We start from the raw sequence: 24732 nt of genomic DNA, 5'->3' as shown, positions 1-24732 counted from the left end.
CGCCGACGCAAATCTCCTTCTGCGCCCCGGAACCGGATGTCCGGGGTCGCTCGAAATCGCTTAGGTCACTCGCCGCCGAATGGCTCATTCCACGGCGACGATGCGTTCAACCCAAAAACAGCGACGCGAATGCGGAGGGCCGCCGCTCCACGACCTTCGGCTTCTGCTCGACCGGCGGGTGCAGGGCCGGCAATTGCAGCACGCTGACGCGCTGTCCCTCGACGAGCTGGGTCACCAGCACATGGCTGCCGTCGGGGAATTCCACCGCGTCGTGATGGCGATCAGGAACGTCGGGCTCGACTTCGTTGAACACGCCGACGCGGAAGTTCATCGTCTTGGTCCAGATCCAGCGGCTGTCGTAGCGAACGTTCTCGGCGAAAGCGAGCTCGGTGCCCGGCAGCATGCAGACCGCGACAGTAGGATCGTTCTCCGAAGCAAAGCCGCGGGTCGACGTTCCGCGGAAGGTCGTCGTGATCAGCGTCTCTCCAACAATGGCGGGGCGCGATGCCACGGCGTGCAGACTATAGTCACACATCGGATGGCTCCTCATTGGAGGTAGCGACCCGTGCCTCTCCTTGAGGCATTGGCCTCTACCAGAGTGGACGATAGCGAACGAGTGTCTGCTCGTTTCTGGGCGATTGTACGACTGGTCCGAGACAGCTCCGATCACAAACACGCGACGCTGCGCGAGAGGTATCGGACCGCACCGGGCAGGCCGCTTGCTGCGCTATCCTCCAAAGGAACGATCCGACCTCTCGCTCGTTCCTCGCCGCCGCAAGTATTTGCTATTCAGTATTTGCGATAAAGGCCGATCAGCTTGCCCTGGATGCGGACCCGGTTCGGCGGCAGGATGCGCACCTCATAGGCGGTGTTGGCCGGCTCGAGCGCGATCGATGCACCGCGGCGGCGGAAGCGCTTCAGGGTGGCTTCCTCCTCGTCGATCAGCGCCACCACGATGTCGCCGGTGTTGGCGACGTCGTTGCGCTGGATCAGCGCCATGTCGCCGTCGAGGATGCCGGCATCGACCATCGAGTCGCCGCGCACCTCCAGCGCGTAGTGCTCGCCAGCGCCGAGCATGTCGGGCGGCACGCTGATGGTGTGGCTGCGGGTCTGCAGCGCCTCGATCGGCGTACCGGCGGCGATCCGGCCCATCACGGGGACCGCGACCGGACGGTTGCCGTCGTCCTCGGCGATCGGCGGCGTCGAGGGGCGCTTGCCGAGGGTGCCTTCGATGACGCTCGGCGTGAAGCCGCGGCGGCCGTTACCGCCGCCGGCCGAGAGCTCGGGCAGCTTGATGACCTCGATGGCGCGGGCGCGGTTGGGCAGGCGGCGGATGAAACCGCGCTCCTCCAGCGCAGTGATCAGGCGGTGGATACCGGACTTCGAGCGCAGGTCGAGCGCATCCTTCATCTCGTCGAAGGAGGGCGGTACGCCGGCCTCTTTCAGACGTTCATTGATGAAACGCAGAAGTTCGTACTGTTTGCGCGTGAGCATCTCGAGTATTCCCCCGGTTGATAGCGTCGTTCGATTCCGAGACTCTTCAGTGGGGCCTGCAGGCCGGGCCTGACCTCAGGAGCATTGTGCTTGTTGCAAGCGCTCCCTGGCGGCCTCCCGTTTGTAGACACCAGTACTCGAAACAAATCATGAACGGACACTATATGTTCGATATGTGTTCCGCAACCACTTAATTTCCGGTGAACGTGTTCGGCGATGCGCAATCGGCGCGCCCGCGAGAGCCTCATTCAGGCAGTGTCAGGATCTCGCATTCAGATCCTTTGACCGCGGCCGGCGCAAACGGCGGACGCACGAGAAGTGCCCGTGCCGCAGCGAGATTCCCGAGCAGCGATGAGTCCTGCTGCATCACGGGCGTGGCGATCAACGTGCCGTCCTCGCGCGCCTCGAGACGCGCCCGCAGATAGTCCTCGCGCTGGTCGTTGGCGGCGAGGTCGCGGCCGAGCAGCGCGGCCGCGCGTGCGTGATGAATCGTTTTTCGACCGCTCAGTGCCCGAATCAACGGCGCCAGAAACAGGAAGGCGCACACATAGGAGGACACCGGATTGCCGGGCAGGCCGATCACCCGCATGGCGCCGAGCCGGCCGTGCATCATCGGTTTGCCCGGACGCATCGCGATCCGCCAGAACGCCATCTCGACGCCCTCGGCCTCCAGCGACTGCTTGACCAGGTCGTGGTCGCCTACCGAGGCGCCGCCGGTCGTGATCAGGATGTCGGCGCCGGTCTCGCGGGCCCGGCGGATGCCGGCGGTGGTCGCGTCCACGGTGTCGGCGGCAACCCCGAGATCGACGGTCTCGGCCCCTTCGGCGCGGGCCAGCGCCCGCAGCGCATAGCCGTTGGAATAGACGATCTGGCCGGGACCGGGCCTTGATCCCGGCATCACCAGCTCGTCGCCGGTCGCCAGCACCGCGACCTTCGGACGGCGGTGCACCGCAAGCTCCGGATAGTTCATGGCGGCCGCCAGCGACAGCGCGCGGTCGGAGAGGCGGCTGCCGGCGGCGAGCAGCACGTCGCCCTCACGGAAGTCGACTCCGGCGGGGCGGATGTGCCGTCCGGCGGTTGCCGTCTCGGTGATTGCGATGTGGTCGCCGTCAGTCCGGGTGTCTTCCTGGATGATGACGGCGTCGGCGCCATCGGGGATCACGCCACCGGTGAAGATCCGCACCGCTTCGCCGGCGCCGACCGTCCGTTCGAACGGCCGGCCGGCGGCGACCTCGCCGATCACCCTGAGCCGGGCCTTTAGGTCAGCCGCATCGGCGGCACGCACCGCGTAGCCGTCCATCGCCGACATCGGCTGCGGCGGCTGGGTGCGCAGCGCGGCGAGGTCCCGCGCCAGGGTGCGGTGGTAGGCGGCATCAAGCGCGACCATCTCCTCCGGCAGCGGCGCGGCACCGGCGAGGACGGCGGACAGGGCATCGGCAACCGGCATCAAGGCCACGCTCGGAGCTCCTTCATTCGCAGTGTTCAAATCCCAAGTGCAGTGAGAGCCCTCGCCACGTCATCCGTCGATGTCACGTGGATGGCATGAAGGCCGCGCGCCCGCGCGCCTTCGATATTGGCCGCCAGATCGTCGAAGAACAGGATCCGCGACGCCGGCACGCCGATGGCTTTTACCACATGATCGTAGGCCTCGGCGTCCGGTTTCCGGAAGCCGATGCTCGAGGACAGGAAGACGGTCCGGAAATGGCTGAGCAGCTCGGCATGGATGACCGAGAAATGCGCGACGTGGGCCGGATTGGTGTTGGAGAAGGCGTAGAGCGGCATTCGTTTGGCTGCCGCCGCAAGCAGCGGGGCGATGCCGGGCATCTCGCCGGCGAAGATCGCGTTCCAGCCTTCGAGGAACTCGGCATCGGTGATGTCGATGCCGAGCGTCCGGCGCAGGTTTTCGAAGAACGCCGCATCGTCGATCCGGCCGATCTCGTGATGCCTGTAGCTGTCGTCGACGACAAAGCGCGTGGCGAGCTCGGCCGGCGCGCAGCCGGCATGCCGCGCCCAGTGCGCCATCACCTTCCCGAAGTCGATGTCGAGCACGACGCGGCCGATATCGAACAGCAGCGCGTCGACGGAATTGGGGGAGAGTTGCGAGGTCATTGCATGAAACGGTGTACGAGAATTGCGGGCAGGCGGCAATGTCCCCGATTTGTGCAGCAGTCACGCGACCATACGCATGCGACCAACCTCCCGCCATCCTGCGAAAGGACCTGTACGGCGCGGCTGACATGCAGGCGGGTCTCTCCGTTCGTCGTCCTGGCGAAGCCCTGGACCCATAACCAGGTCCAGTTGTTGAAGTGAGCTGTGGTCCCAGCGTCGCACGACAATGTACAGCTCGGGTAATGGGTCCTGGCCTTCGCCAGGACGACGGCGGTGGATGGTTCTCGATTCAAGATGTCAAACAATCGGTGTCATCACCGCTTTCGCGAAAGCGGGTGATACAGTATTCCAGAGGCAGTCGTTATGTTGCGCAATCGGCGTTCACCGCATCTCGACCCGCGTCCGTGACGATCGCGATCCGCCCCTCGATCGGGTGAGATTTCGGATTTATGGCATTGAGTGACGCTTCTGATAAAGCGAAGTATTTCTACTGCGGGGGCTTGCGCCGCCGAGCAAATCAGTGATTGGCCATTCGGGCGTTGGCGCACCAGGCGAGTTGGTGACTTGACGGGCCGGCGTTCTACATCCGGGACAGCGCCAGACCGAAATAAGCGATCAGCGCGCCGGTGCTGAGAACGATGACGACCAGCGCTTGCTCCGAGCGTGCCTGCAAGGTTTTCCGGGTCACGGCGATGACGCTCCATCTTCGTAAATCATTCTATCCAACTAACGTGGGTTAGCATCCGTTCCGGTTCCTGTCCGGGAACATGTCCATCAGCCTTGCGGGCACGTCGAGTCCCGAAATGAGCAACATCGGTCGCATTGAGATACGGCGGACGGCGTTGGCTCTGGCCCCAGAGGGATGGCAAAAACCTGACCTGTACGGATGTATGAGGGCAACGGGGTTCACGACTTCGACCCGTATGACTCCGGTACTCCAAAGGAGCCGAGCCATCTGTCGGAGCAAGGTCTAGGATGGCGTAACCAAGTTGCTTTGGCCTCAGCGTGTGCCCCCTCGCTGGGGCCTTTCTTTGGGACGCCGATGTCGATGGGCGACGACGAACATCGCCGGGTGGCGTTGCCGCGGGATCACCGTTCGCCCAGATCGATCTGCGTCAAGATGCCCTGTCGGAGCGCGAGGCGGACCAGCTCGATATCCGTGCCGACGCCGAGCTTGTCCTTGATCATGGAGTGCAGGTTCGCGACCGTCTTGGGACTAAGGTGCAGCGTCTCGGCAATCTCGTCGGTGGTGTTTTCCGCGAGCAGCATACGCAGCACCTCGAACTCCCGCGCGGTCAGGAGGTCTGCGGCTGCGGCCTCGCCGGCGAGGTGGCTGAGCGCGAGTTCGTGGCCGATATCCGGGCTGATCGCGATCTTGCCTGACAGCGCATCCATCACGGCATGCACCAGCGTCTCCGGCGGGCTGGTCTTGGTGACATAGCCGCTGGCGCCGGCGCGGATCGCCTGCACGGCGAAGGCCGCGTTCTGGTGCATGGTGAACACCAGGATCTTTGCGCGCTTGTCCCATTGCCTGAGGCGCCGGATGGCCTCGATGCCGCCGATGCCGGGCATCGACAGGTCCATGATGACGAGGTCGGGCCCGGTCTCCTTGTAGAGCCGGTATGCCTCGACGCCGTCGGAGGCTTCGGCGATGACCGAGAGGCCCGGCTGCTTCTGCAGCATCGACCGGTAGCCCTCGCGAACGACGGCGTGGTCGTCGACCAGCATGATGGTTCGCGCTGCATTGCTCATGCCGCGCGCTCCACGGTGTCGGCATTTGAGCTGGCAGCGACGGGGACGACGACGCGGAGCGAAGCGCCGTTGGGCTGTCCGGCCTCGAAGCTCAGCCGCCCGCCCAGCGCCGCGACTCGCTCGCGCATGCCGAGCAAGCCCATGCCGGACTTGAACAGGGGATCGCCGGAGGAATCGCCAAGCCTGCCATCATCGTCGATCGCGAGCACGATTTCGCCGTCGCCGCCATCGGAAGCCGCTTCGCGCATCTGAAGCCGCAGCAGCACGCGCGTGGCGCCGGCATGTTTGGCCGCGTTGGTGAGCGCCTCCTGCACGATGCGGTAGAGATTGGCGCTGACCGAGGAGGGAAGGTGCGCGAACGATCCCGATGTACTGATCTCGAATCGCTGATGTCCCCGGCTGCGGCCGTTCCAGCCGGCGATCAGCCCTTCCAGGCTGGCCGCAAGTCCGAGTTCGTCGACATCGGGCGGACGCAACCGGAAGAGGGCGCCGCGCAACGTCTCCATCATGTCGGTCGCGGTCCGCGCGATGCCGTCGCATTCGGCGAGCAGGGGCGGGCAATCCTCGGCCGCGGTCAGGCGCGCCGAGGCGGCGAGGGCGCGGATGGCGGCCAGCGACTGCCCGAACTCGTCATGCAGCTCGCGCGCGAGATGCGCCCGCTCCTCGTCCTGCACCAGGATCAGTTTTTGCGTCAATGCGTTGCGCTCGGAGAGCGCGGTGGCGAGGTGCTCGGCGAGCTGGTTGAAGACACTGCCGATCGCCGACAGTTCGGCGAGATCGAACGGCGGCAGGCGCGCGGCGAGGTCGCCTGCGGCGATCCGCTCCAACCCGTCGCGGATCAGACGCGTCGGACGCAGCGCGCGCGACAGCGCCGCGTAAACCATTGCACAGAGCAGCGGCAGCGCAATCATGAGCACGGCCATCAGCCGGCCGGCGTCGTGCCAGGCTTCGGCGGTCAGCACCGCCGGATCGACCCAGACCACGGCCTCGCCGATCGCCTGCCCGCGCGCAACCACCGGGCGCACGGCCTCGCGGCCGGGATCGAACAGGCGGCGATAGAGCGCCGCAAAGGCCTGCGGCGGCGCGGCCGTATCGGTCTGCGCGCCGCCGCAGAAGCGCTGGCTGATCTCGCCGCCAGTGCTGCGAAATGCGAGGCACAGCCCCGGCGCCATCGCCGAGGCCGCGACGCCCTCGAGATTGGGGAATTCGGCGCGCGCATTGTTCAGCCATTGGGTCTTGCTCTGCTGCAGCTCCAGCGTCCTGGCGGCGACATCGGCAACGGCAGCGATCCTGGCGCGCACCGCGCGGTCGGCGTCGATCAGGAAGTAGCCGGCGATGGCTGCAAAGCAGAGCGTCGACACGGCGGCCACGCGCAGCGTCAGCCGTAGTTTCAGATCGCGTCCGGACCAATTCCACATTGGCGTATCCTTGAGGTCGCAGACGGGCCTTGCGCCCGGTTGCGGGCAGGGCCGTCGCGCGCATTAAACGGCAGAACGGACGGGTCGAGAAGCGCCGCCTTGGGCGTTCTTTGGGTGCGGACCGCTGTCGTGAAATTTTCCCGGCACCGGCCGGGAGGCGCTCCGCTGCGGCCGCGGCGCCCGCCGGACTACGACCGACTTGTCCGCACCAGAACTCGAAAGGCCCCGATCATGCGCTCCCGTCTCGTCTTGCTCGCCGTCGCTTTGAGCGGCCTCCTGATCGGAATCGTTCCGCTACGCGCGGAAACCGGCGCGGCGGCGGCACCCCCGCTCAGCGTCAGCATCGAGGATTTCAGCTATCTCGACACCTCGGGCGAGGCGATCGACCAGACCGCTGCACATCGGAAGCGGCTCGATGCGTTCACGCATGCCCTGCGCGCCGATGTTGCCGCGGAGCCGCGCTATCGGCTGGTCTCGCCCGCAGACGAGGCCCAGATCAAGGTGGTCGGCGGCGTGCAGAAGATGAGCACGCTGGTTCAGTGGGCCAAGGTGGCGGTGATCGACGTCGGCGCGAGCCGGGTCCTGTACGAGAAGCTCTACACGTTTCGCGGTGACAATGACGAGGCATGGGACCATGCGCGGATATTCGTGTCGCGCGAGGTGCGTGGCGCGCTTGCGGCCGCGCTGCCGCAGGCACAGACCGCAGCCTCAGAGCCGACCGGGCTTGCGGTGTTCGAGTTCGAGCTCGAGGATAACTCAGCGGCACCGGGGGCAGGCGCTAACGGCTCCGACGCCGTCACTCTGGCCGACGTGACCAAGGGCGTGCGAGACCGGCTTGCGCAGTCGGGCCGCTACCGCCTGGTCGATATCGGCAGCGCGATCACGGAGCCGGTCAAGGCGCACGCGCTGCGCGATTGCGACGGCTGCGAGGCCGCGATTGCGCAGAAGCTCGGCGCAGATCAATCGCTGATCGGCGTGATCAGGCGGGTCAGCCGGACCGAGTACACGATCGGCTTCCAGGTCCGCGACGCGCGCAGCGGCGCGGTCGTCGCGCGCGGCGACAGCGGCCTGCGGATGGGCGCCGATTATTCCTGGACCCGCGGCGCGGTCCGCCTGGTCGGCGACCGCCTCCTCGAGGACGGGACGCAGCGGTAGTCGCACCATAGCAAAGCGCGATAGCTGCTAGACACACCGTCAGCTATCGCCGGGCTCACGTGTGGGCTATCACGTCGGCTGATCACCGCACAGGAGCCGCCGATGCGTTTGCCCGCCGTCCTTTTCGCTTTCACGCTCGCCGCAGGCCCTGCGGCGGCCGAAGAGCTGTCGGGCACGTTGCAGAAGATCAAGGAGACGAAGAAGGTCACGCTCGGCTTTCAGGAAGCCTCCGTTCCCTTCAGCTATCTCGACGATAGCCAGCGGCCGATCGGATTCGCGCTCGACATCTGCCTCAAGATCGTCGATGCGGTGAAGAAGGAGCTCGGCCTGCCTGATATCGTCGTCGACTACCTTCCCGTGACCTCGTCGAACCGCATCCCCCTGATGGTCAACGGCACGATCGATCTGCACTGCTCGGCGACCACCAACAGCGCCGACCGCCAGAAGCAGGTGACCTTCACCAACACGCACTTCCTGAGCGCAACACGGTTCGCCGCCAAGAGATCCCTCGGCATCAATGCGATCGACGACCTGAAGGGCAAGTCGGTCACCGCCGTTGCAGGCTCGGTGAACCTCACGCAGCTGATCAAGGTCAATACCGAGCGCAAGCTCGGCATCAACGTCCTCCCGGCCAAGGACCAGGCCGAGGCGTTCCTGATGCTGGAGACCGATCGCGCCCAGGCCTACGCGCTCGACGACGTCCAGCTCGCCGTCGCGATCGCGCGATCGAAGGAGCCTTCGCTCTACATGATCAGCGATGAGGCGTTCTCGAAAGCGGAGCCGTTTGGCGTCATGCTGCGCCGGGAGGACGCGCCGTTCAAGGCGCTCGCCGACCGCGCCACGGCGGAGCTCTACCGGAGCCCGGAGATCGAGGTGATGTACAGGAAGTGGCTGGAAGCGCCGACCCCGCCGAAAGGCATCAATTACAACGTTCCGATGTCGGCGGCGCTGCGCAACGCGTTCGCTCACCCGAGCTCGAGCTTTGATCCTGACGTCTACGAGGTCGCGAAATAGCGCGGCAATGGCCTGTTGTAGCTTCCGCTGCGGCAATCTGGTCTTGTCGTGTGACGTCCGATACGATCATTCGCATGGGACAGAACAGCCTCTACAGCCGCCCCGATTTGTATGACGTGATGGCGCCGCACGATCCGGTGCTTGAACACTTCTACGTCGAGTTGGCTCGCGAACGAGGCGGTCGGGTTCTGGACCTCGCCTGTGGGAGCGGTCGTCTTACCGTGCCACTCGCCCGGGCCGGTTTGCAGGCGACCGGCGGCGATCTATCCGCCGAGATGTTGCAGCACGCACGCCGCCGCGCCCGGGCCGAGGCCGTCGCTCTCGATCTTGTCGAACTCGACATGCGCGACTTCGATCTGAAGGGCCGGACCTTCGAGACCATCATTGTCGCGATCTATGCGGCCGCGCAGGTGGCCGAAACCCATCTGCCGTTGCGGGACATCCTCGACCAGTTCGCCCGTCGCAGCGACGATTTCTCGCTCGCCGGCGTGACATCAGATGTGCCGGAGACGCATCAGAAGGTCGCCGACACCTTCCTCAAGCTCGGCGTGCTCGACGCGGCGCACGGAGGTCGGAAAATTCTGGGACACGAGTTTCAACGACGTGATCGCCGCGGGTGCGGCCAGTCTCGCGCGGACATGAGGGCCGTCATGCGGATGTAGCCCATATGGGCTAGTGCGCAGACGCCACGTCATCGGGCGCGCGGTTCCCGCCGGCGCGGCCAGCGGGTGCCGTTCTGCCATGCAGATCGAAAAGGTTGCAGGCTGCACCCAGACCGTACCATGATGTTGCCGGCCATCTCGACTCGAAGGTCCTCAGGGGCCGCATTCTGCTTGACCTGATTTCCCCCGCTGATGCCGAGTGTTGTTCGGAGCTGACATTGAATCACGACGCATTGGCCAAGCTCACCGTCACCATCATTGTCCTGGTCGCGCTGCTGGTGTGGCGTGTCGCCGACCAGAAGAAGTCGATTGAATGTGGAACAAACTGCCCGACCGACTTGTCGGCCAGCCGCAAGCCCGCGCAATAGGATGAGAGCAACTCCGATCAATCGCGCGTGCGAAACTGCGCCGATCCGGCCTGGCGCGTTCCGCCGGCGCTGTCTCGCTTCACGCGTATCCGATCAGCAATGGCGCAATGCTAACGCTTTTCAGGCGGACCGCTCTTGTTGCCGGGCAGTCCCTTGATGTTTGACGAATCCTGTTGCCGGACATGCTGGTTTTGCGAGTTTGAACCCACCGTTCCTTGCTTTGCAGCCGGCCCGTTCTTGTTGCCCGGCGCGCCGGCGATCCCGGTTCCAGAATTTTGTGCACTCGGCGATGTCGCAGCATCCGTGGACCCGGCGGCGGTATCAGGGCGTCCCGGGGCCGTTGCGGCCGCGCCGGGCCTCTGCTGGTCTCCGACATAGCCGGATTCGCCGGAGTTGCGCGTCTTCGCGCCCTTGTCGGCCTCGTTTTGCAGGTTCTGGGCGGCCGCATGTTGAACCAGGATCGGGCCGGTTGCCATAGCACCGGCGATAAGCAGTGCGATTGTGCGGTTCCTCATGAGTGTCCTCCTCAAAGATCACCCAGGACAACACGCAGCGCGATCATGATTTCCTAGGTCCGCAAAAATTTGCTGCGCGGGAACAGGCGCGCCGAGCGCGCGCCTCTATCGGCCATTGCGCGGGGCGTATATCGTCGACACCAAACACAAGATCGGCCCGCGCACGCCGGGTAACGACGTCAAATGAGGAAGCGATGTCCGACAGACTGCTGTTTTCGCCGATGACCATCCGCGGCGTCACGCTGAAGAACCGCATCGTGGTGCCGCCGATGCACCAGTATTCCGCCGAGAAGGGTTTTCCGACCGACTGGCATCTGATGAATGCCGGCAAGTTCGCTGCCGGCGGCGCCGGCCTCGTGATCGTCGAATCGACCAAGGTCGAGCGGCGCGGCTGCGGGACAATCGGCGATCTCGGCATCTGGGACGATAAGTTCATCGCGCCGCTCAGCCGTTTGGTCGGCTTCATCAAGCAGCAGAACGCGGTGGCCGGCATCCAGCTCGGCCATTCCGGCCGCAAGGCGCGTGCGAGCAGGCCCTGGGAGGGCGATCGCCCGCTTCAGCGCACGCATGAGATTGAGGATTGGGATGCCTGGACGCCGGTGGCGCCGAGCGCGATCGCCCATAGCGAGCGCTGGCCGGTGCCGCGGGCGCTGGAGACGCACGAGGTGAAGGATCTCGTCGCCGCCTGGGGGCAGGCGGCGCGGCGCGCGCACCAAGCGGGATTCGAGGTACTGGAACTGCACGGTGCCCACGGCTATCTCGTGCACGAATTCCTCTCGGGGCGCTCCAACCAGCGCAGCGACGAATATGGCGGCTCGGAAGCCAACCGGATGCGCTTCCTGATCGAGGTGACCGAGGCCGTGCGCGCGCACTGGCCGGATCACAAGCCCTTGTTCGTGCGTCTGTCGGTCGAAGACAATGCCGGCTGGGGTCCGGAGCAGAGCGCGCGGCTGGCTGTGATCCTGAAGGCGAAGGGCGTCGACGTGATCGACTGCTCGTCGGGCGGAATCAGCGAGATGGCGCCGATCCTGGGCAAGGAGATCAAATACAACTATCAGGTGCCGCTTGCGGAATATGTCCGCTCCCATGCCGATATCATGACCATGGCGGTCGGCTTAATCATTCACGGAGACCAGGCCGAACAGATCCTGCGTGACAAACAAGCAGATTTGATCGCGGTCGGCCGGGAAATCCTCAATAACCCCAACTGGCCGATGGACGCCGCGTTGAAACTCGGGGTTGAAGGGCCATTTCGTAATGTTCCTCCGCAGTTTGGCTATTGGCTGGGCACGCGGGCCAAGCGCGGATTCGGGACCCAGCCGTCGACCTGGCAGAACGGTTTGCGGGAGGCTGGGCCAGAGGCCGACCGGGAGCTGACGTGAGGCTGACTTTGAAACGGCTTGGGAACGACTAGATGCTGATTTCGGGCTGGCCGGTACATTGTAACGGGACCGTAATGGTCCGGTGACGCCATGGCCTTGATCCGACCAAAAAGCCGTTGTGTGGTGCCCCGCGTCGGGGTGAGGCGGGCCGAATGTTGCCAAACGTTGCCGGCCGCTAGGGAAAAGGATCGCGGATAATGCGCAAACATGTTGGCTTCTTCCTCGGAACGGTTGCGGGAGCGTGTCTCACCCTGCTCGTGGCCTCGCCGCAGGGGGCGCATCTGTTCGCCGTCGCCAATGCCGCCGCGCATTCCGATAACAGCAACACCTATTCGCAGCTCAACCTGTTCGGCGAGGTGTTCGAGAAGGTCAAGAGCGACTACGTCGAGAAGCCCGAGGACTCCAAGCTCGTCGAAGGGGCGATCAACGGCATGATCTCCTCGCTCGATCCGCACTCTCGTTACATGAACGAGAAGGGCTGGACGGAGATGCAGGAGACCACGCACGGCGAGTTCGGCGGGCTTGGCATCGAGGTCACGATGGAAGACGGCTTCGTCAAGGTGGTGGCGCCGATCGACGATACGCCGGCCTCGCGCGCCGGCATCATGTCGGGCGACGTGATCACCTCGATCGACGACGACCAGATCCAGGGCATGACGCTCGACCAGGCCGTCAACAAAATGAAGGGCGCACCCAACAGTTCGATCCGGCTGAAGATCATCCGCAAGGACGCCGACAAGCCGATCGAGCTCTCGATCACCCGCGAGATCATCCGCGTCCGCCCGGTGAAGTATCACGTCGAGGGAGGCGATATCGGCTATATCAGGATCACCTCGTTCAACGAGCAGACCACCGAGGGGCTGCGCAAGGCGATCGGCGATATCCAGAAGCAGGTCCCGCAGGACAAGCTCGCCGGCTATGTCGTCGACCTCCGCAACAATCCGGGCGGCCTGCTCGACCAGGCGGTGTCGGTGACCTCGACCCTGATGCAGCGGGGCGAGGTGGTCTCGACCCGCGGCCGCAATCCTGAAGAGACCCAGCGCTTCACCGCCCATGGCGGCGACATGACCAAGGGCAAGCCGCTCGTCGTGCTGATCAATGGCGGGTCGGCCTCTGCCTCCGAGATCGTTGCCGGCGCGCTGCATGACCACAAGCGCGCGACCCTGATCGGCACCCGCTCGTTCGGCAAGGGCTCGGTGCAGACCATCATTCCGCTCGGCACCGGCAATGGCGCGCTGGCGCTGACCACGGCGCGTTACTTCACGCCGTCGGGCCATTCGATCCAGGCCCTGGGCATCAAGCCCGACATCGAGGTGCTGCAGGACGTGCCGGACGAGTTCAAGACCCGCTCCGAGATCATGAGCGAGGCCAAGATGCGCGGCCATCTCGCAGCCGAGGGCGCCGAGCAGACCGGCTCGCAATCCTATGTCCCGCCGGACGAGAAGAACGACAAGGCTCTGGCCGCGGCGTTCAACCAGTTACGCGGCGTCACCGTCAACGCCGACGCCAAGAACGCCGACAAGGCCGCGCAGAAGCGGCCGGTGCCGAACTAGGACCTGACACGCGTAGCCCGGATGACGCGAAATCCGGGCTATGCCCCCTGGAAAGTTCTGCCGCCGGCGGCAAGATTTTCCGCCCGCATTGCGATCGGCGAAAACGGAATATCAGCCCTATCAATCGCTTGCATCCTGGCACGGTGATTGCTCGCGCGTGCTTCAGAGCGCGAGGGACACCATGATTACGAGTATGGCAGCACCGGGAGTTACCAGCGTGCTGCGCAATCCTACCCATCGGCGGCGACATTGACGCCGGCGGACGCATCGCCGGTGGCTGCCGGCGCAGATGCAAAAGCGGTCGGAAGTGGGCAGCAGGGGATTCCGGTTTCGACTCTGAGACAGCTCGACACTTCGCGATTGAAGTTCATCTCGGTCAGCGACAACCCCGAGCTTCGCGACAGGATGGCATCGGCGTGGCTGAACATGCACTCTGCCGCAGCTGCCACTGCCACCGACGTTCCGGACAACGCACCGCAAAACATCTATGCGACCGTCAAGGTTGACGGCCGAGTCGTTGCGACCCTCTATAATGGCGGCTCTTCGGCGATGAGCGGCGAGGCTGCTGCAAGGGTCGGAGACCTGCCGGAGCCGGGTCCGGACGGTGGCCCAAACCTGGCGCAGTCGCGCGCGGAATATATTGCGAAGGCCATCGGAGGGACGATTGAGAAGGCGTCCACCGCGATCACGCAGTCGCAATGGACGCCGCGCCAGAGCATTTCGCAGAACTACACGCGCGAGCAACTGGACGCCGCGTTCCAGGCCATGATTGCGGAAGGTCAGAAGGCCATTGCGTCGCGGTCCGCGGGCTATTCAGCCCCGCATCAATCTTCCGGTGGCTCCACGGATTTCAGCGCCTAGAGCACGATGAATTTGGATCGACTTGGTTCGGCAACGGCTTCGTTTCACCTCTCCCCAGCGGGGAGAGGTCGATTTGCGCAGCAAATCGGGTGAGGGGCCGCGGCGCTAACGAGAGACCGTAATCCCTCACCCGGCGCTCCGCGCCGACCTCTCCCAAGGGAGAGGTGAAACCCTGCCGCCGCTCCAGTTCAACCTGATCTCATCGCGCTTCGGACGCGATCTACAGACCGTCGTATCGGGCATGATCACGCCGCGCCGGCGACCGGCTTGCGCCGGCGCGTGGCGGCCGTACCCGCAGCGGGCCCGCGGCGATGCCCGGCCAGGAGTTCGCGGATCTGGGCGGCCGGCTTCGGCGCGCTGAACAGATAGCCCTGCATCTCCGAACAGCCGAGCTCACGCAGCAATTGCTGCTGCTGCGCGGTCTCGACGCCTTCCGCTGTCGTCGTCATGCTGCGCTCGGCAGCGATGTTGACGACGGCCTCGACGATGCCGGCCGAGCCGTGCGGATCGGCGATGTCGGTAACGAAGCAGCGGTCGATCTTGATCTTGTCGAACGGGAAGCGCTTCAGATAGCTCAGCGACGAATAGCCGGTGCCGAAATCGTCGAGCGCGATCCGGATGCCGATGGCGCGGAGCTGATGCAGCGCGGCGAGCGCGGTCTCGTCGTCGCGGATCAGCACGGCCTCGGTGATCTCGAGCTCGAGCCGGCTCGCCGACAGTCCCGATGCCGCGAGCGCCGCGATCACCTTGAGCGCCAGCGTGCCGCTGCGGAACTGGACCGGCGAGACGTTGACGGCGAGCCTGACATGGTCGGGCCAGTTCACGGCCTCCTTGCAGGCCGTCATCAGCACCCATTCGCCGAGCTGGTTGATCAGTCCGGTCTCCTCGGCGATCGGCACGAACTCGGCCGGCGAGATCATGCCGCGCACGGGATGGCGCCAGCGCACCAGCGCCTCGCAGCCGGTGATCTCGTTGCTGCGTAGGTCGACGCAGGGCTGATAATGCACTTCGAGCCCGCTGCCGGTCGAGATCGTTTGCCGCAGCTCCGTCTCGAGCTCGCGGCGGGCACGGGCGTCGGCGTCCATCGAAGGCTCGAAGAAGCGCGAGACGCGCCGGCCGGCCGATTTCGCCGCATACATCGCAAGGTCGGCGTTCTTCATGATCTGGTCGAGATCGGTGCCGTCCTTCGGCACCAGCGCGATGCCGATGCTGGCGTCGGTCGTGACCTGGTGGCCGAGGCATTGATAGGGCGAGCGGATCACCTCGTAGATGCGCCCGACGAGGTCGGTGACCTCGTCCTCGCTCTTCACGCCGGTCTGCACGATCGCGAATTCGTCGCCGCCGAGCCGGGCGACGAAATCGCCGTCGCGGATCACTCCGCTCAGGGTCCTGGCGACCGATTTCAGCAGCTCATCGCCGACCATGTGGCCGAGCGAGTCGTTGACGCCCTTGAATTCGTCGATGTCGATATAGAGCACCGCAAGCTGGCTGTCGGGCGCAACATGCAGCAGCTCGCGCTTGATCTCCTCGTGGAACAGCGCGCGGTTCGGCAGGTCGGTCAGAGCGTCGTAGTGGGCGAGATGCGTGATGCGTTCCTCGGCGCGGCGGCGCTCGGTGACGTCCTCGTGGGTCGCAAGCCAGCCGCCGTCGGCCAGCGGCTCGTTGACGACCTGGATCGAGCGGCCGTCGGGCGTCGTGATCACCATGGTGTTGCGGATGCCGACGTCGCGGAGCACGAGGTTGACGTAGCGATCGACGTCGCCCTGGAACGAGCCGGTCTGCTGGCGATGCGCGATGACGTCGCGGAAGCTGCAGCCGGGCTTGATGACGTCGGCCGACAGGCCGTGCATCTCGATGTAGCGCTTGTTGCAGATCACCAGGCGCTGCGCGGCATCGAACAGCAACAGCCCCTGCGTCATGTTGTTGACGGCGGTGTCGAGCCGGAGCTTCTCCAGCGTCAGGCGCTGCTGCTGGGCGCGATGCTGCTGCACCAGCTTGCGCACCACGAGCGTCAGCAGGATCGCGATCGCCAGCACCGATACCGCGGTCACCGCGATCAGGATGCCCATCTGCTCGCGCCAGATGGCGAGCGCCGCTTCGGTGGTCGTCGTGGCGACGACGACGATCGGGAATTTGGTCAGCGCCCGCGACGACACCAGGCGGTCCTTGCCGTCGACCGGGCTGGCCAGTCGGGTGGTGCTCTGCGGCAATTCGAACACCTGCTGCTGATTGGCCGGGCCGCTGCGGAAATTCTTCCCGATCAGCTCCTCGACATGGGGATAGCGCGCCAGCAGCGTGCCGTCGCGATGGTGCATCGAGATCGCGGCGCCTTCGCCGAGCGCGACGGTGGAGAAGAATTTCTCGAAGGTCGCCGGCTCGATGCCGCGGCCGACCACGCCGAGGAACTCGCCATACGGGCCGGTGACCTTGCGGACAATGATGGTGGTCCAGCCGCCGTTGATGCGGCTGACCACCGGCGCGACCTGCATGTCGGGCGAGTAGGGGCTCGATTTGAAGATCTGGAAATAGCTGCGATCGGCGATGCTGACCTGCGGCAGCGGCCAGGCACCGGAGCTGTTGATCAAGACGCCCTCGGCGTCGAACACGTTGAGGCTGCCGACATTGGACAGCGCGTCCATCTTGGACTTGAGCATGGCATGGATGTCGGCGGCCGACATCCGGCGCTTGTAATTCTCCTGGGTCGCGATGCCGTTGTCGCGCATGAACGCGATCAGGTCGCGCTGGACGACTTCGAGATCGTCGAGCTGCTGGTCGAAATGCCGCGCCAGCAGCAGCACGGTGTTCTCGAGCTCGCGCTCGCTGTTGTGCAGGGCGCGCTCGCGGAAATTCTCGGCCATCAGGGTCGCGCCGATCGCGATCGCGGCCATCAGCACGGCGCCGCCGAGGATCAGCCAGCGGATCGGACCGCTGCCGATCACCGAGGTGATGTTGAACGAGGTGCCGCCGTTTGGATTCATCTGTCGCAATCGCATCCCCGCGTTTCGCCCGGAAGTAGCTTTGGTGTACCTCCGGCCCGCGAAAGTCGTATCGAAACGAGATGGAGCAGCGGTTAGCGAGGTTGGTTAACGAAGCGTTGCGGGCATCCGCGAAAGCCCGATCGCGAAGCGGCCTGCCACCGCCACGCGGTCCATGCCGGCCAGACCAGCGCCGCCAGGATTGCAATCAGCCAAATCTTGCGTCGGCTGCGCATCGATCGCGATCATGCGCCGGCGCGATAGTGCCCGGACTTGCCGCCGATCTTCTCGACGAGATGAATGCCTTCGATGCGCACGCCGCGCTCGACCGCCTTGATCATGTCGTAGATCGTCAGGCACGCGACCGAAACCGCGGTCAGCGCCTCCATCTCGACGCCGGTCGGCCCCGTCACCTTGACGCTGGCGCGAACGACGCAGCCGGGCAGCTCGGCCTCGGTTGCGATGTCGACCGTAACCTTGGTCAGCGCCAGCGGATGGCAGAGCGGGATCAGCTCGGAGGCCCGCTTCGCGGCCATGATGCCGGCGATCCGCGCGGTCGCCAGCACGTCGCCCTTCTTGGCCTGGCCGGTTTCGATCAGCGCGAGCGTGGCCTTGCTCATCAGCACGCGGCCTTCGGCGACGGCGGTCCGTTCGGTCGCGGGCTTGGCCGAGACGTCGACCATGCGCGCGTCGCCCTTGGCGTCGATGTGGGTGAGGGCGGGGCCGGATGGCTCCCCCTTGGTCTTGGTCTCGGCTTTGGACTTCCGCGCCATTGCGTCAGCGCGTTGCGGTGGCGCGCGGCGAGGCCTGCCGCGTCAGCAAGGTGCGGGTCGCCGCGGTGACGTCCTGCTGCCGCATCAGGCTCTCGCCGACCAGGAAGGTCGACATGCCGACGCGCTCGAGCCGGGCGAGATCGTCAGGCGTGAAGATGCCGCTCTCGCCGACCATCAGGCGGTCGCGCGGGATCAGCGGCGCCAGCGCCTCGCTGGTCGCAAGCGTGGTCTCGAAGCTGCGCAGATTGCGGTTGTTGACGCCGATCATCGGCGAGCGAAGTTTCAGTGCACGGTCGAGCTCGGCACGGTCGTGGATCTCGACCAGCACGTCCATGCCGTAGCCGAGCGCCGCGTCCTCGATCTCGCTGGCCGCTGCGTCATCGAGCGCGGCCATGATGATCAGGATGCAGTCGGCGCCATGGGCGCGCGCTTCCGCCACCTGATAGGTGTCGAACATGAAATCCTTGCGCAGCACCGGCAGGCTGGTCGCCGCGCGGGCCGCGACCATGTAGTCGAGATGGCCCTGGAAGGAGGGCGCATCGGTCAGCACCGACAGGCACGCCGCGCCGCCGGCCTCATAGGCTTTTGCCAGCACGGGCGGATCGAAGTCGGAGCGGATCAGCCCCTTCGAGGGCGAGGCCTTCTTCACTTCAGCGATCAGCGCGTAATCGCCGCGTGCGTGCTTGTTCCTGAGCGCGCGAACGAAGCCGCGCGGCGGCGAGGCCGATTTCGCCTGCGCCTCGACGTCGGCGAGCGAACGCGCGCGTTTCGCAGCGGCGATCTCCTCGCGCTTGTAAGCCTCGATCTTGGTCAGGATGTCGGACATCTCTGCACTCTCAACCGTTGGAAACCGCAACCAGATGCTTGAGCCGCGCCGCGGCGGCGCCGCTGTCGAGCGACTGGGCGCCGATCGCAACGCCTTCCTTCAGATCCTTGGCGCGGCCCGCCACCATCAGGGCGGCAGCAGCGTTCAGCAAAGCGACGTCGCGATAGGCGCTCGGCTTGCCCTGAAGCACGCTGGAGAGCGCGACCGCATTGGCGTCGGCATCGCCGCCCTTCAGCGCCTCGCCGCCGACGCGGCCGAGGCCGGCATCTTCCGGCGTCACCTCTGATGTCCTGATCTCGCCGTTCTCCAGCGTGGCAACGAAGGTCGGGCCGGTCAGGGTGATCTCGTCGAGGCCGTCGGAGCCGTGCACGACCCAGACCTTGTCCGAGCCGAGGTTCTTCAGCACCTGCGCCAGCGGCTGCACCCACTGCCGCGAGAACACGCCGACCATCTGGCGCTTGACGCCGGCCGGGTTCGACAGCGGGCCGAGCAGGTTGAAGATGGTGCGGGTGGCGAGCTCGACCCGGGTCGGACCGACATTCTTCATCGCCGGATGATGAGCGGGCGCGAACATGAAGCCGATGCCGGCCTCCGAGACGCAGCGTCCGACCTGCGCCGGCGTCAGATCGAGCTTGACCCCGAGCGAGGCCAGCACGTCGGCCGCTCCCGAACGCGACGACAGCGCGCGGTTGCCGTGCTTGGCGACGGGCACGCCGGCGCCGGCCACGATGAAGGCGGCGCAGGTCGAGACGTTGACCGAGCCCGAGCCGTCGCCGCCGGTGCCGACGATGTCGACGGCCTCCGCCGGCGCCGTGACCGGCAGCATCTTGCCGCGCATCGCGGTGACCGCGCCGGTGATCTCCTCGACGGTCTCCCCGCGCACCCGCAGCGCCATCAACAGCCCGCCCATCTGCGAGGGCGTGGCCTCGCCCGACATCATGCTGTCGAAGGCGGACGCCGCTTCTTCACGCGTCAGCGTGGCGCCGGTGGCGACTTTTCCGATGATCGATTTCAGGTCGTCCATTCGCTGGCTCAGGGTCTGTTGTTGGAGCTTGGTTCCGGACGGCACGTTACCGCGCCCTCCGGATGATGCTCAATTATTCGCGCCTGTCACCTGTGCGAAGGCTGCCTGGTTGACGGTCACGCCGATGTCGGACTCGATCTTGGTGACATATTGCGCGACCTGCTCGTCGCTCAGCGAGCGCCGCAGCGCCTCGGTGAGCTGCTTGGCGGCGTCGGAGGCGAAGTCGACCGGCGGCACCGTCACGTCGGTGACGCGGAAGACCACCCACTGGCTGCCGCCGGCGACCGACGTCTGTCCGTCGCCATCCTTGGCGGTGCGGAACGCCGCTGCGGCCACGCCAGCCGGCACGCCGGGCGGCGTGGCCTCGCGGTTGAAGTTCGCGGCAGTCTCGACCTTCACGCCGGCAGCAGCGGCCTCGTCGGCGAGCTTGGCGCCGCTGTCGAGCTTCTGGACGATCTCGGTCGCCTTGGCGCGCAGCTTGGCCGAGATCTGGTCCTCGCGCCACTTCGCCTCGACCTGGTCGCGGACCTCGTCGAGCGTGCGTTCGCGCGACGGCGTTATGCCGAGCACATCGTACCAGACATAGCCGTTGTTGAACTGGATCGGGTCGTTGTCGACGCCGACGTCGCTGTTGAAGGCCTGCGACACCACGTCGAGACCGCGCGGAATATTGCTGGCGACCTGGCCGTTCGGCAGACGCCCCGAGCGATCGACCGCGTCGATCGTGACGGCGGTCAATTTCAGCTTCTGCGCCGCATCGATCACGCTGGAGCCGCCGCCGCGCTCGTCTTCCATCTTGTCGCGCAGCTCCGCGACCTTGGCGCGGGCGCGCTCGGTCGCGAGGTCGCTCTTCACCCGCGCCGCGAAGCTCTCATAGCTCGGGGTCACGCCGGGCTCGATCTTGCCGACCTTGACCAGCGCGACGCCGAAGCGGCCTTGGACCGGCTGGCTGACTTCGCCCGAGGGCAGCGAGAAGGCGGCATCGCCGACGGCCGGATCGAGGATCGCCGACTTCGCGACCAGGCCGAGATTGACGTCGGCCAGGTTGAGCTTGCGCTCCTTGGCGATGTCATCGAACGAGGTGCCCGAGGTGATGCGGGCGCGGGCCGCCTGGGCCTCGCCGGCGTCAGGAAACACGATCTGCGAGACCTCGCGCTTCTCCGGCGTGCTGAGCCGGTCCTTCTGCGCGTCGAAGGCCTTCCTGGCATCCTCGTCCGACACGGTTTCCCACTTGCCGATTTCCTCGGGCGTGATCGCGACGAAGGAGATCTTGCGGTATTCGGGCGCGCGGAACTGGACCTTGTGGTCCTCGAAATAGGCGGCGAGCGCCTCGGGCGAGGGCGGATCGATGGTGCCGGCCTGCGCCGCGCCGAGCGTGACGTAGTCGATCGAGCGCTGCTCGTTCTGGAAACGGGTCAGCGCCTCGACCATCGATTTCGGCGGCTCGATGCCTGACGAGATGGTGCCGGCGATCTGCCGCCTGAGGCCCACGCGGCGCTGCTCGGCGATGTAGCGGCCTTCGGTGTAGCCATAGTTGCGGATCACGGCCTGGAAGCGCTGGGCGTCGAACTGGCCGTTGAGGCCCTTGAAGTTCGGATCGTTGTAGATCGCGCGCAGCACCTCGGCGTCGGACACGTTGAGGCCCATGCGGCGCGCTTCCTCGTCCATCGCGGCTTCCGCCAGGGTCTGCTGCAGCACCTGGCGGTCGATCCCGAAGGTGCGCGCCTGCTCGGGCGTCAGCGGACGGCCGAACTGGCGGCCGAGCTGCTGCAACCGGTCGGTATAGATCTGGCGGAACTGCTCGGCCGAAATCTCGGTCCCGCCGACCTTGGCGAAGGTCGACTGGCCAAATCCCTTGAAAATGTCGGCAATGCCCCAAATTCCGAAACTGACGATCAAAACGCCCATCACAACGGCCATAATCGTCTTGCCGAGCCAGTTTGATGAGGCTTTCCGCATTCCTCGAAGCATGGGTCCAACTTGTTTTACAGGAGGGGAACCGGGTCGTGCCCAAATGGGACTAAAAGTCGGGACTTTTTGTCCGGCAGCGGGGCGTCACCGAATTGAAAACGCTTATAAAGTGGCTCGGGTCCCCCCGCAACCTTGGCCGCGCGGGCGGAAGCGTCGCACGGTGGACGCGAACCCGTGCTCTGGAAGTCGCGGTCCGGCTCTGATAGCGCAGGACAACGCTCGATTGATGGGAATCCTGACATGACCAATGCCATCCGGCCGCTGATCGCCGGCAACTGGAAAATGAACGGCCTGAAATCCTCTTTTGCCGAGTTCGACGCGATGCTGGCGGGTGCCGGCGGTGTCGCCGGGAAGGCCGATCTCTTGGTCTGTCCGCCGGCGACACTGGTCGGGCCCTTTGCCGACAAGGCGCGCGGCTCGAAGGTCGCGGTCGGTGCCCAGGACTGCCATCCGAAGGCATCGGGCGCCCACACCGGCGACCTGTCGGCGGAAATGTTCAAAGACCTCGGCGCGGTCGCCATCATCGTCGGCCACTCCGAGCGGCGCGCCGACCATGGCGAGACCGACACCTTGATTCGGCAGAAGGCGGAGGCGGTCTGGCGTGCCGGGCTGACCGCGATCGTCTGCATCGGCGAGACGCGCGAGCAACGCGACGCCGGCAAGACGCTCGATGTCTGCGGCACCCAGCTTGCGGGCTCGCTGCCCGATGGCTCGACCGCAACGAACCTCGTGGTGGCCTATGAGCCGGTCTGGGCGATCGGCACCGGCCTGACCCCGACCGCTGGGGATGTCGAGGAAGTTCACAGGTTTATCCGGGGACAGCTCACCGATCGCTTCAAGGGCGAGGGAAACCGGATCAGGATCCTCTATGGCGGCTCGGTGAAGCCGTCGAACGCAGCCGAGCTGATGGCCGTCGCCAACGTCAACGGCGCGCTGGTCGGCGGCGCCAGCCTGAAGGCGTCCGATTTCCTGGCGATCGCCGCGGGCTGCTGAGGGGGCGTCCGCTGACCTTTCACCGTCATCCTGAGGAGGCCGCGTAGCGGCCGTCTCGAAGGATCGACGGCCCGGCTGGTGGCCCGTCGATCCTTCGAGACGCGCGCAAGAGCGTGCTCCTCAGGATGACGGGATTGGCACTGCAGCGGCGCCGATCCGCTTCCAGTAGATCAACGTCCCGGTGAGGCCGCCATGCGGCTTCAGCGCGTAATCCGGGATCAGGCCGGTGAGTTGGAAGCCCAGCCTTTCATAAAGCGGAGCGGCACCGTCCTGTTCGGCGGTGTCGAGCACCAGCAGCGTGCGACCATGCGCGATCGCAAGCTGCTCGGCTTCGCGCATCAAGGCTGTCGCCGCGCCGCGATGGCGGTGCGCGACACGCGTCATCATTTTTGCAATTTCCGCGCGATGCGGCTGGTTCGGCGGCAGCTTCAAGAGCAGCGTCACGGTGCCGATCAGGTCATTGCCGTCGAACGCGCCGAGCACGATGCGCTCGCCGCGTGCGGCGGCCCCGAGCGAGTCCTGCCAGAACGCGTCGGCGTCAACGCGCGCCAGCGGATGCATGAAGCTGACCGAGCCGCCGCTGGCGACGGTCTCGATCAACAGCTCGCTGAGTGCGCGGCGAATCTCGGGCCTATCTTCGAGCGGCTTGATGGCAAAGTGCGACATGCGTCAGCTCCGGGCCAACGTGACCACGTAGGTGCAGGCGGCGCCGGCTTCGTTGGCGAAGGTCGTGTCCGCCGGCGGGCCGAAGCCGAGGCAATCGCCGGAGCTAAGCACATGGCGTGCGCCGCCTTCGGTGATGACCAGGCTGCCGCTTAGCACCCAGACCAGTTGGCGGATATGGGCGTAGGAGGAGGCGGGCAGGGTCACGGTCTGCTTGGGCGGCAGCTCGACCCGCACCAGTTCGACCGGATGATCGGGACGGCTGAATACCTGACGGCGCAGGTAGCCGGTTTCCGGATCACGCCAGATCGGTTGCGCGGCGGCGCGCGACAGCCGTTCGCCCTCGCCCTCGGCGCGCAGCATAAGGCCAGCCAAGGTGAGGTCGAAAGCCGAGGCGAGGCGCACCAGCACGACCGCGGTAGGACTGACCTCGGCGCGCTCGATCTTGCTGATCGTCGCCTTGGAGACGCCGGCGCGTTCGGCAAGGTCGGCCAGCGACCAGCCCCGGCCGTCGCGCTCGAGCCGGATTCGCTGCGCCAGCCGCTGGCTCAGATCGTCCACCAAAGTGTCCATTTGTCAATTATAATGGAAAATACCGATTCCGATCAAGGCCCGGATGCGCGCAGCCGACGCTGCTTGAGGTCATCGCCATTGCGACTATCTCGGGGGTGACAACGCCCGGTCCAATCGTGTAACAGGGCGCGACTTCACGAAAACCCGCAAAGCCCGATAGCGCCGTTTGTCTGGCCGCTTGGCGGCTTGTGACGGAAGGCTTGCGATGCAGACTGTCGTTATCATTATTCATCTCATGATTGTCGCCGTCATGATCGGCGCCGTGCTGCTGCAGAAATCCGAAGGCGGCGGCCTCGGCATGGGCGGCGGCGCCGGCTTCATGTCGAGCCGCGGCACCGCGAATCTGCTGACGCGGACCACCGCGATCCTCGCGGTCGGCTTCTTTGTGACCAGCCTGTTCTTGTCCTGGTACGCGGGCTACGACCGCAAGCCGAGCTCGATCATCGGCACCGGCGCACCGGCGCAGACCCAGCCTGCCGGTGGTACGCCGATGAATGCGCCGACCTCGGGCGGCATCCTCGATTCGCTGAAGAAGGCCGACGAGCAGCAGGGCCAGCAGGCCCCGAGCGGCCCGCAGGCGCCACGGTCGCAATAAAGCAGGGTGGCCATGCAGGATGCCCGGCTGGCGTCCTGTATCAGGAACCCCCATTA

23 protein-coding genes and 1 pseudogene are annotated in these 24732 nt (G+C 65.7%); 9 read left to right on the top strand and 15 right to left on the bottom strand.

Going from position 1 to position 24732, the window contains the following annotated elements; genetic code table 11:
- Positions 1 to 106 precede the first annotated feature (106 nt).
- From ACVILL_RS33555 to ACVILL_RS33530, 6 genes are all read right to left on the bottom strand, one after another.
- On the bottom strand, positions 107 to 535 hold the full coding sequence (locus tag ACVILL_RS33555) for a hypothetical protein (protein ID WP_074130078.1): 429 nt from the start codon (positions 533 to 535) through the stop codon (positions 107 to 109).
- A 254-nt stretch (positions 536 to 789) separates the two neighbouring features.
- Positions 790 to 1494, bottom strand: coding sequence for a transcriptional repressor LexA (gene lexA / locus ACVILL_RS33550; protein WP_456732967.1), 705 nt, complete (start codon positions 1492 to 1494; stop codon positions 790 to 792).
- Positions 1495 to 1738: 244 nt separating this feature from the next.
- Positions 1739 to 2950, bottom strand: coding sequence for a molybdopterin molybdotransferase MoeA (locus ACVILL_RS33545; RefSeq protein ID WP_456732966.1), 1212 nt, complete (start codon positions 2948 to 2950; stop codon positions 1739 to 1741).
- Positions 2951 to 2976: 26 nt separating this feature from the next.
- Positions 2977 to 3603 (bottom strand): HAD family hydrolase, encoded by a 627-nt coding sequence (locus tag ACVILL_RS33540; protein WP_456732965.1) that lies wholly within the window; start codon positions 3601 to 3603, stop codon positions 2977 to 2979.
- Positions 3604 to 4692: 1089 nt separating this feature from the next.
- Complete coding sequence (locus ACVILL_RS33535; RefSeq protein WP_456732964.1) at positions 4693 to 5355, bottom strand: response regulator; 663 nt, start codon at positions 5353 to 5355, stop codon at positions 4693 to 4695.
- Positions 5352 to 6773: a histidine kinase gene (locus ACVILL_RS33530; protein WP_456732963.1), complete on the bottom strand. Its 1422-nt coding sequence runs from the start codon at positions 6771 to 6773 to the stop codon at positions 5352 to 5354. Before ACVILL_RS33530 ends, ACVILL_RS33535 begins: the two co-directional genes overlap by 4 nt.
- A 231-nt stretch (positions 6774 to 7004) precedes the next feature.
- Here ACVILL_RS33530 and ACVILL_RS33525 point away from each other — a divergent pair, with 231 nt between their 5' ends.
- The 4 genes from ACVILL_RS33525 (at position 7005) to ACVILL_RS33510 (ending at position 9972) form a co-directional block, all read left to right on the top strand.
- Positions 7005 to 7928, top strand: a complete 924-nt coding sequence (locus ACVILL_RS33525) for a DUF2380 domain-containing protein (RefSeq protein WP_456732962.1) — start codon at positions 7005 to 7007, stop codon at positions 7926 to 7928.
- A 102-nt stretch (positions 7929 to 8030) separates the two neighbouring features.
- The gene (locus ACVILL_RS33520; protein WP_456732961.1) at positions 8031 to 8942 is read left to right on the top strand and encodes an amino acid ABC transporter substrate-binding protein; all 912 of its coding nucleotides are present in this window, start codon (positions 8031 to 8033) and stop codon (positions 8940 to 8942) included.
- Between the two features lie 74 nt (positions 8943 to 9016).
- Positions 9017 to 9604, top strand: coding sequence for a class I SAM-dependent methyltransferase (locus ACVILL_RS33515; protein ID WP_456732960.1), 588 nt, complete (start codon positions 9017 to 9019; stop codon positions 9602 to 9604).
- A gap of 218 nt (positions 9605 to 9822) precedes the next feature.
- A complete protein-coding gene (locus tag ACVILL_RS33510; RefSeq protein ID WP_456732959.1) occupies positions 9823 to 9972 on the top strand; it encodes a hypothetical protein in 150 nt (49 codons plus the stop codon).
- 110 nt (positions 9973 to 10082) lie between these two features.
- On the opposite strand, the pseudogene ACVILL_RS33505 reads toward ACVILL_RS33510, so the two are convergent.
- Positions 10083 to 10274 (bottom strand): annotated as a pseudogene (locus ACVILL_RS33505) (hypothetical protein); the annotation flags it as partial.
- A gap of 407 nt (positions 10275 to 10681) precedes the next feature.
- Here ACVILL_RS33505 and ACVILL_RS33500 point away from each other — a divergent pair.
- The 3 genes from ACVILL_RS33500 (at position 10682) to ACVILL_RS33490 (ending at position 14283) form a co-directional block, all read left to right on the top strand.
- On the top strand, positions 10682 to 11869 hold the full coding sequence (locus ACVILL_RS33500; protein WP_456732958.1) for an NADH:flavin oxidoreductase/NADH oxidase: 1188 nt from the start codon (positions 10682 to 10684) through the stop codon (positions 11867 to 11869).
- A 197-nt stretch (positions 11870 to 12066) separates the two neighbouring features.
- The gene (locus ACVILL_RS33495; protein WP_456732957.1) at positions 12067 to 13422 is read left to right on the top strand and encodes a S41 family peptidase; all 1356 of its coding nucleotides are present in this window, start codon (positions 12067 to 12069) and stop codon (positions 13420 to 13422) included.
- Between the two features lie 147 nt (positions 13423 to 13569).
- The gene (locus ACVILL_RS33490; protein WP_456732956.1) at positions 13570 to 14283 is read left to right on the top strand and encodes a hypothetical protein; all 714 of its coding nucleotides are present in this window, start codon (positions 13570 to 13572) and stop codon (positions 14281 to 14283) included.
- Positions 14284 to 14528: 245 nt separating this feature from the next.
- On the opposite strand, the gene ACVILL_RS33485 is transcribed toward ACVILL_RS33490, so the two are convergent.
- From ACVILL_RS33485 to ACVILL_RS33460, 6 genes are all read right to left on the bottom strand, one after another.
- Positions 14529 to 17261, bottom strand: a complete 2733-nt coding sequence (locus tag ACVILL_RS33485; protein WP_456732955.1) for a bifunctional diguanylate cyclase/phosphodiesterase — start codon at positions 17259 to 17261, stop codon at positions 14529 to 14531.
- A gap of 105 nt (positions 17262 to 17366) precedes the next feature.
- Positions 17367 to 17507, bottom strand: coding sequence for a hypothetical protein (locus ACVILL_RS33480; RefSeq protein ID WP_456732954.1), 141 nt, complete (start codon positions 17505 to 17507; stop codon positions 17367 to 17369).
- A complete protein-coding gene (moaC, locus tag ACVILL_RS33475; RefSeq protein WP_456732953.1) occupies positions 17504 to 18031 on the bottom strand; it encodes a cyclic pyranopterin monophosphate synthase MoaC in 528 nt (175 codons plus the stop codon). The genes ACVILL_RS33480 and moaC overlap by 4 nt, the downstream gene beginning before the upstream one ends.
- A 4-nt stretch (positions 18032 to 18035) precedes the next feature.
- The gene (gene trpC, locus ACVILL_RS33470) at positions 18036 to 18857 is read right to left on the bottom strand and encodes an indole-3-glycerol phosphate synthase TrpC (protein WP_456732952.1); all 822 of its coding nucleotides are present in this window, start codon (positions 18855 to 18857) and stop codon (positions 18036 to 18038) included.
- A 10-nt stretch (positions 18858 to 18867) separates the two neighbouring features.
- On the bottom strand, positions 18868 to 19881 hold the full coding sequence (gene trpD / locus ACVILL_RS33465; protein ID WP_456732951.1) for an anthranilate phosphoribosyltransferase: 1014 nt from the start codon (positions 19879 to 19881) through the stop codon (positions 18868 to 18870).
- Positions 19882 to 19950: 69 nt separating this feature from the next.
- Complete coding sequence (locus tag ACVILL_RS33460; RefSeq protein ID WP_456732950.1) at positions 19951 to 21852, bottom strand: SurA N-terminal domain-containing protein; 1902 nt, start codon at positions 21850 to 21852, stop codon at positions 19951 to 19953.
- A 240-nt stretch (positions 21853 to 22092) separates the two neighbouring features.
- On the opposite strand from ACVILL_RS33460, the gene tpiA reads away from it, so the two are divergent.
- Positions 22093 to 22845, top strand: coding sequence for a triose-phosphate isomerase (gene tpiA, locus ACVILL_RS33455; RefSeq protein WP_456732949.1), 753 nt, complete (start codon positions 22093 to 22095; stop codon positions 22843 to 22845).
- Between the two features lie 120 nt (positions 22846 to 22965).
- Here tpiA and ACVILL_RS33450 read toward each other — a convergent pair whose 3' ends face one another.
- Positions 22966 to 23511 (bottom strand): GNAT family N-acetyltransferase, encoded by a 546-nt coding sequence (locus ACVILL_RS33450; protein WP_456732948.1) that lies wholly within the window; start codon positions 23509 to 23511, stop codon positions 22966 to 22968.
- Positions 23512 to 23514: 3 nt separating this feature from the next.
- On the bottom strand, positions 23515 to 24081 hold the full coding sequence (locus ACVILL_RS33445) for a helix-turn-helix domain-containing protein (protein WP_456732947.1): 567 nt from the start codon (positions 24079 to 24081) through the stop codon (positions 23515 to 23517).
- 205 nt (positions 24082 to 24286) lie between these two features.
- Between ACVILL_RS33445 and secG the strand changes: the two genes are divergently transcribed.
- Positions 24287 to 24676 carry a preprotein translocase subunit SecG gene (secG, locus tag ACVILL_RS33440; protein ID WP_456732946.1) on the top strand — a complete coding sequence of 130 codons (390 nt, stop codon included), beginning with the start codon at positions 24287 to 24289 and terminating at the stop codon, positions 24674 to 24676.
- The last annotated feature ends 56 nt before the right edge of the window (positions 24677 to 24732 follow it).

This window comes from Bradyrhizobium sp. USDA 3364, assembly GCF_054056355.1.
This window is presented reverse-complemented; position numbering and strand designations above follow the sequence as displayed.

Excerpts from the sequence above, each read along its gene's own strand:
- ACVILL_RS33555 (WP_074130078.1), bottom strand. The coding sequence starts at position 535 with ATGTGTGACTATAGTCTGCACGCCGTGGCATCGCGCCCCGCCATTGTT.
- lexA (WP_456732967.1), bottom strand. The coding sequence starts at position 1,494 with ATGCTCACGCGCAAACAGTACGAACTTCTGCGTTTCATCAATGAACGT.
- ACVILL_RS33540 (WP_456732965.1), bottom strand. The coding sequence starts at position 3,603 with ATGACCTCGCAACTCTCCCCCAATTCCGTCGACGCGCTGCTGTTCGAT.
- ACVILL_RS33535 (WP_456732964.1), bottom strand. The coding sequence starts at position 5,355 with ATGAGCAATGCAGCGCGAACCATCATGCTGGTCGACGACCACGCCGTC.
- ACVILL_RS33530 (WP_456732963.1), bottom strand. The coding sequence starts at position 6,773 with ATGTGGAATTGGTCCGGACGCGATCTGAAACTACGGCTGACGCTGCGC.
- ACVILL_RS33525 (WP_456732962.1), top strand. The coding sequence starts at position 7,005 with ATGCGCTCCCGTCTCGTCTTGCTCGCCGTCGCTTTGAGCGGCCTCCTG.
- ACVILL_RS33520 (WP_456732961.1), top strand. The coding sequence starts at position 8,031 with ATGCGTTTGCCCGCCGTCCTTTTCGCTTTCACGCTCGCCGCAGGCCCT.
- ACVILL_RS33515 (WP_456732960.1), top strand. The coding sequence starts at position 9,017 with ATGGGACAGAACAGCCTCTACAGCCGCCCCGATTTGTATGACGTGATG.
- ACVILL_RS33500 (WP_456732958.1), top strand. The coding sequence starts at position 10,682 with ATGTCCGACAGACTGCTGTTTTCGCCGATGACCATCCGCGGCGTCACG.
- ACVILL_RS33495 (WP_456732957.1), top strand. The coding sequence starts at position 12,067 with ATGCGCAAACATGTTGGCTTCTTCCTCGGAACGGTTGCGGGAGCGTGT.
- ACVILL_RS33485 (WP_456732955.1), bottom strand. The coding sequence starts at position 17,261 with ATGAATCCAAACGGCGGCACCTCGTTCAACATCACCTCGGTGATCGGC.
- ACVILL_RS33480 (WP_456732954.1), bottom strand. The coding sequence starts at position 17,507 with ATGATCGCGATCGATGCGCAGCCGACGCAAGATTTGGCTGATTGCAAT.
- moaC (WP_456732953.1), bottom strand. The coding sequence starts at position 18,031 with ATGGCGCGGAAGTCCAAAGCCGAGACCAAGACCAAGGGGGAGCCATCC.
- trpC (WP_456732952.1), bottom strand. The coding sequence starts at position 18,857 with ATGTCCGACATCCTGACCAAGATCGAGGCTTACAAGCGCGAGGAGATC.
- trpD (WP_456732951.1), bottom strand. The coding sequence starts at position 19,881 with ATGGACGACCTGAAATCGATCATCGGAAAAGTCGCCACCGGCGCCACG.
- ACVILL_RS33460 (WP_456732950.1), bottom strand. The coding sequence starts at position 21,852 with ATGCTTCGAGGAATGCGGAAAGCCTCATCAAACTGGCTCGGCAAGACG.
- tpiA (WP_456732949.1), top strand. The coding sequence starts at position 22,093 with ATGACCAATGCCATCCGGCCGCTGATCGCCGGCAACTGGAAAATGAAC.
- ACVILL_RS33450 (WP_456732948.1), bottom strand. The coding sequence starts at position 23,511 with ATGTCGCACTTTGCCATCAAGCCGCTCGAAGATAGGCCCGAGATTCGC.
- ACVILL_RS33445 (WP_456732947.1), bottom strand. The coding sequence starts at position 24,081 with ATGGACACTTTGGTGGACGATCTGAGCCAGCGGCTGGCGCAGCGAATC.
- secG (WP_456732946.1), top strand. The coding sequence starts at position 24,287 with ATGCAGACTGTCGTTATCATTATTCATCTCATGATTGTCGCCGTCATG.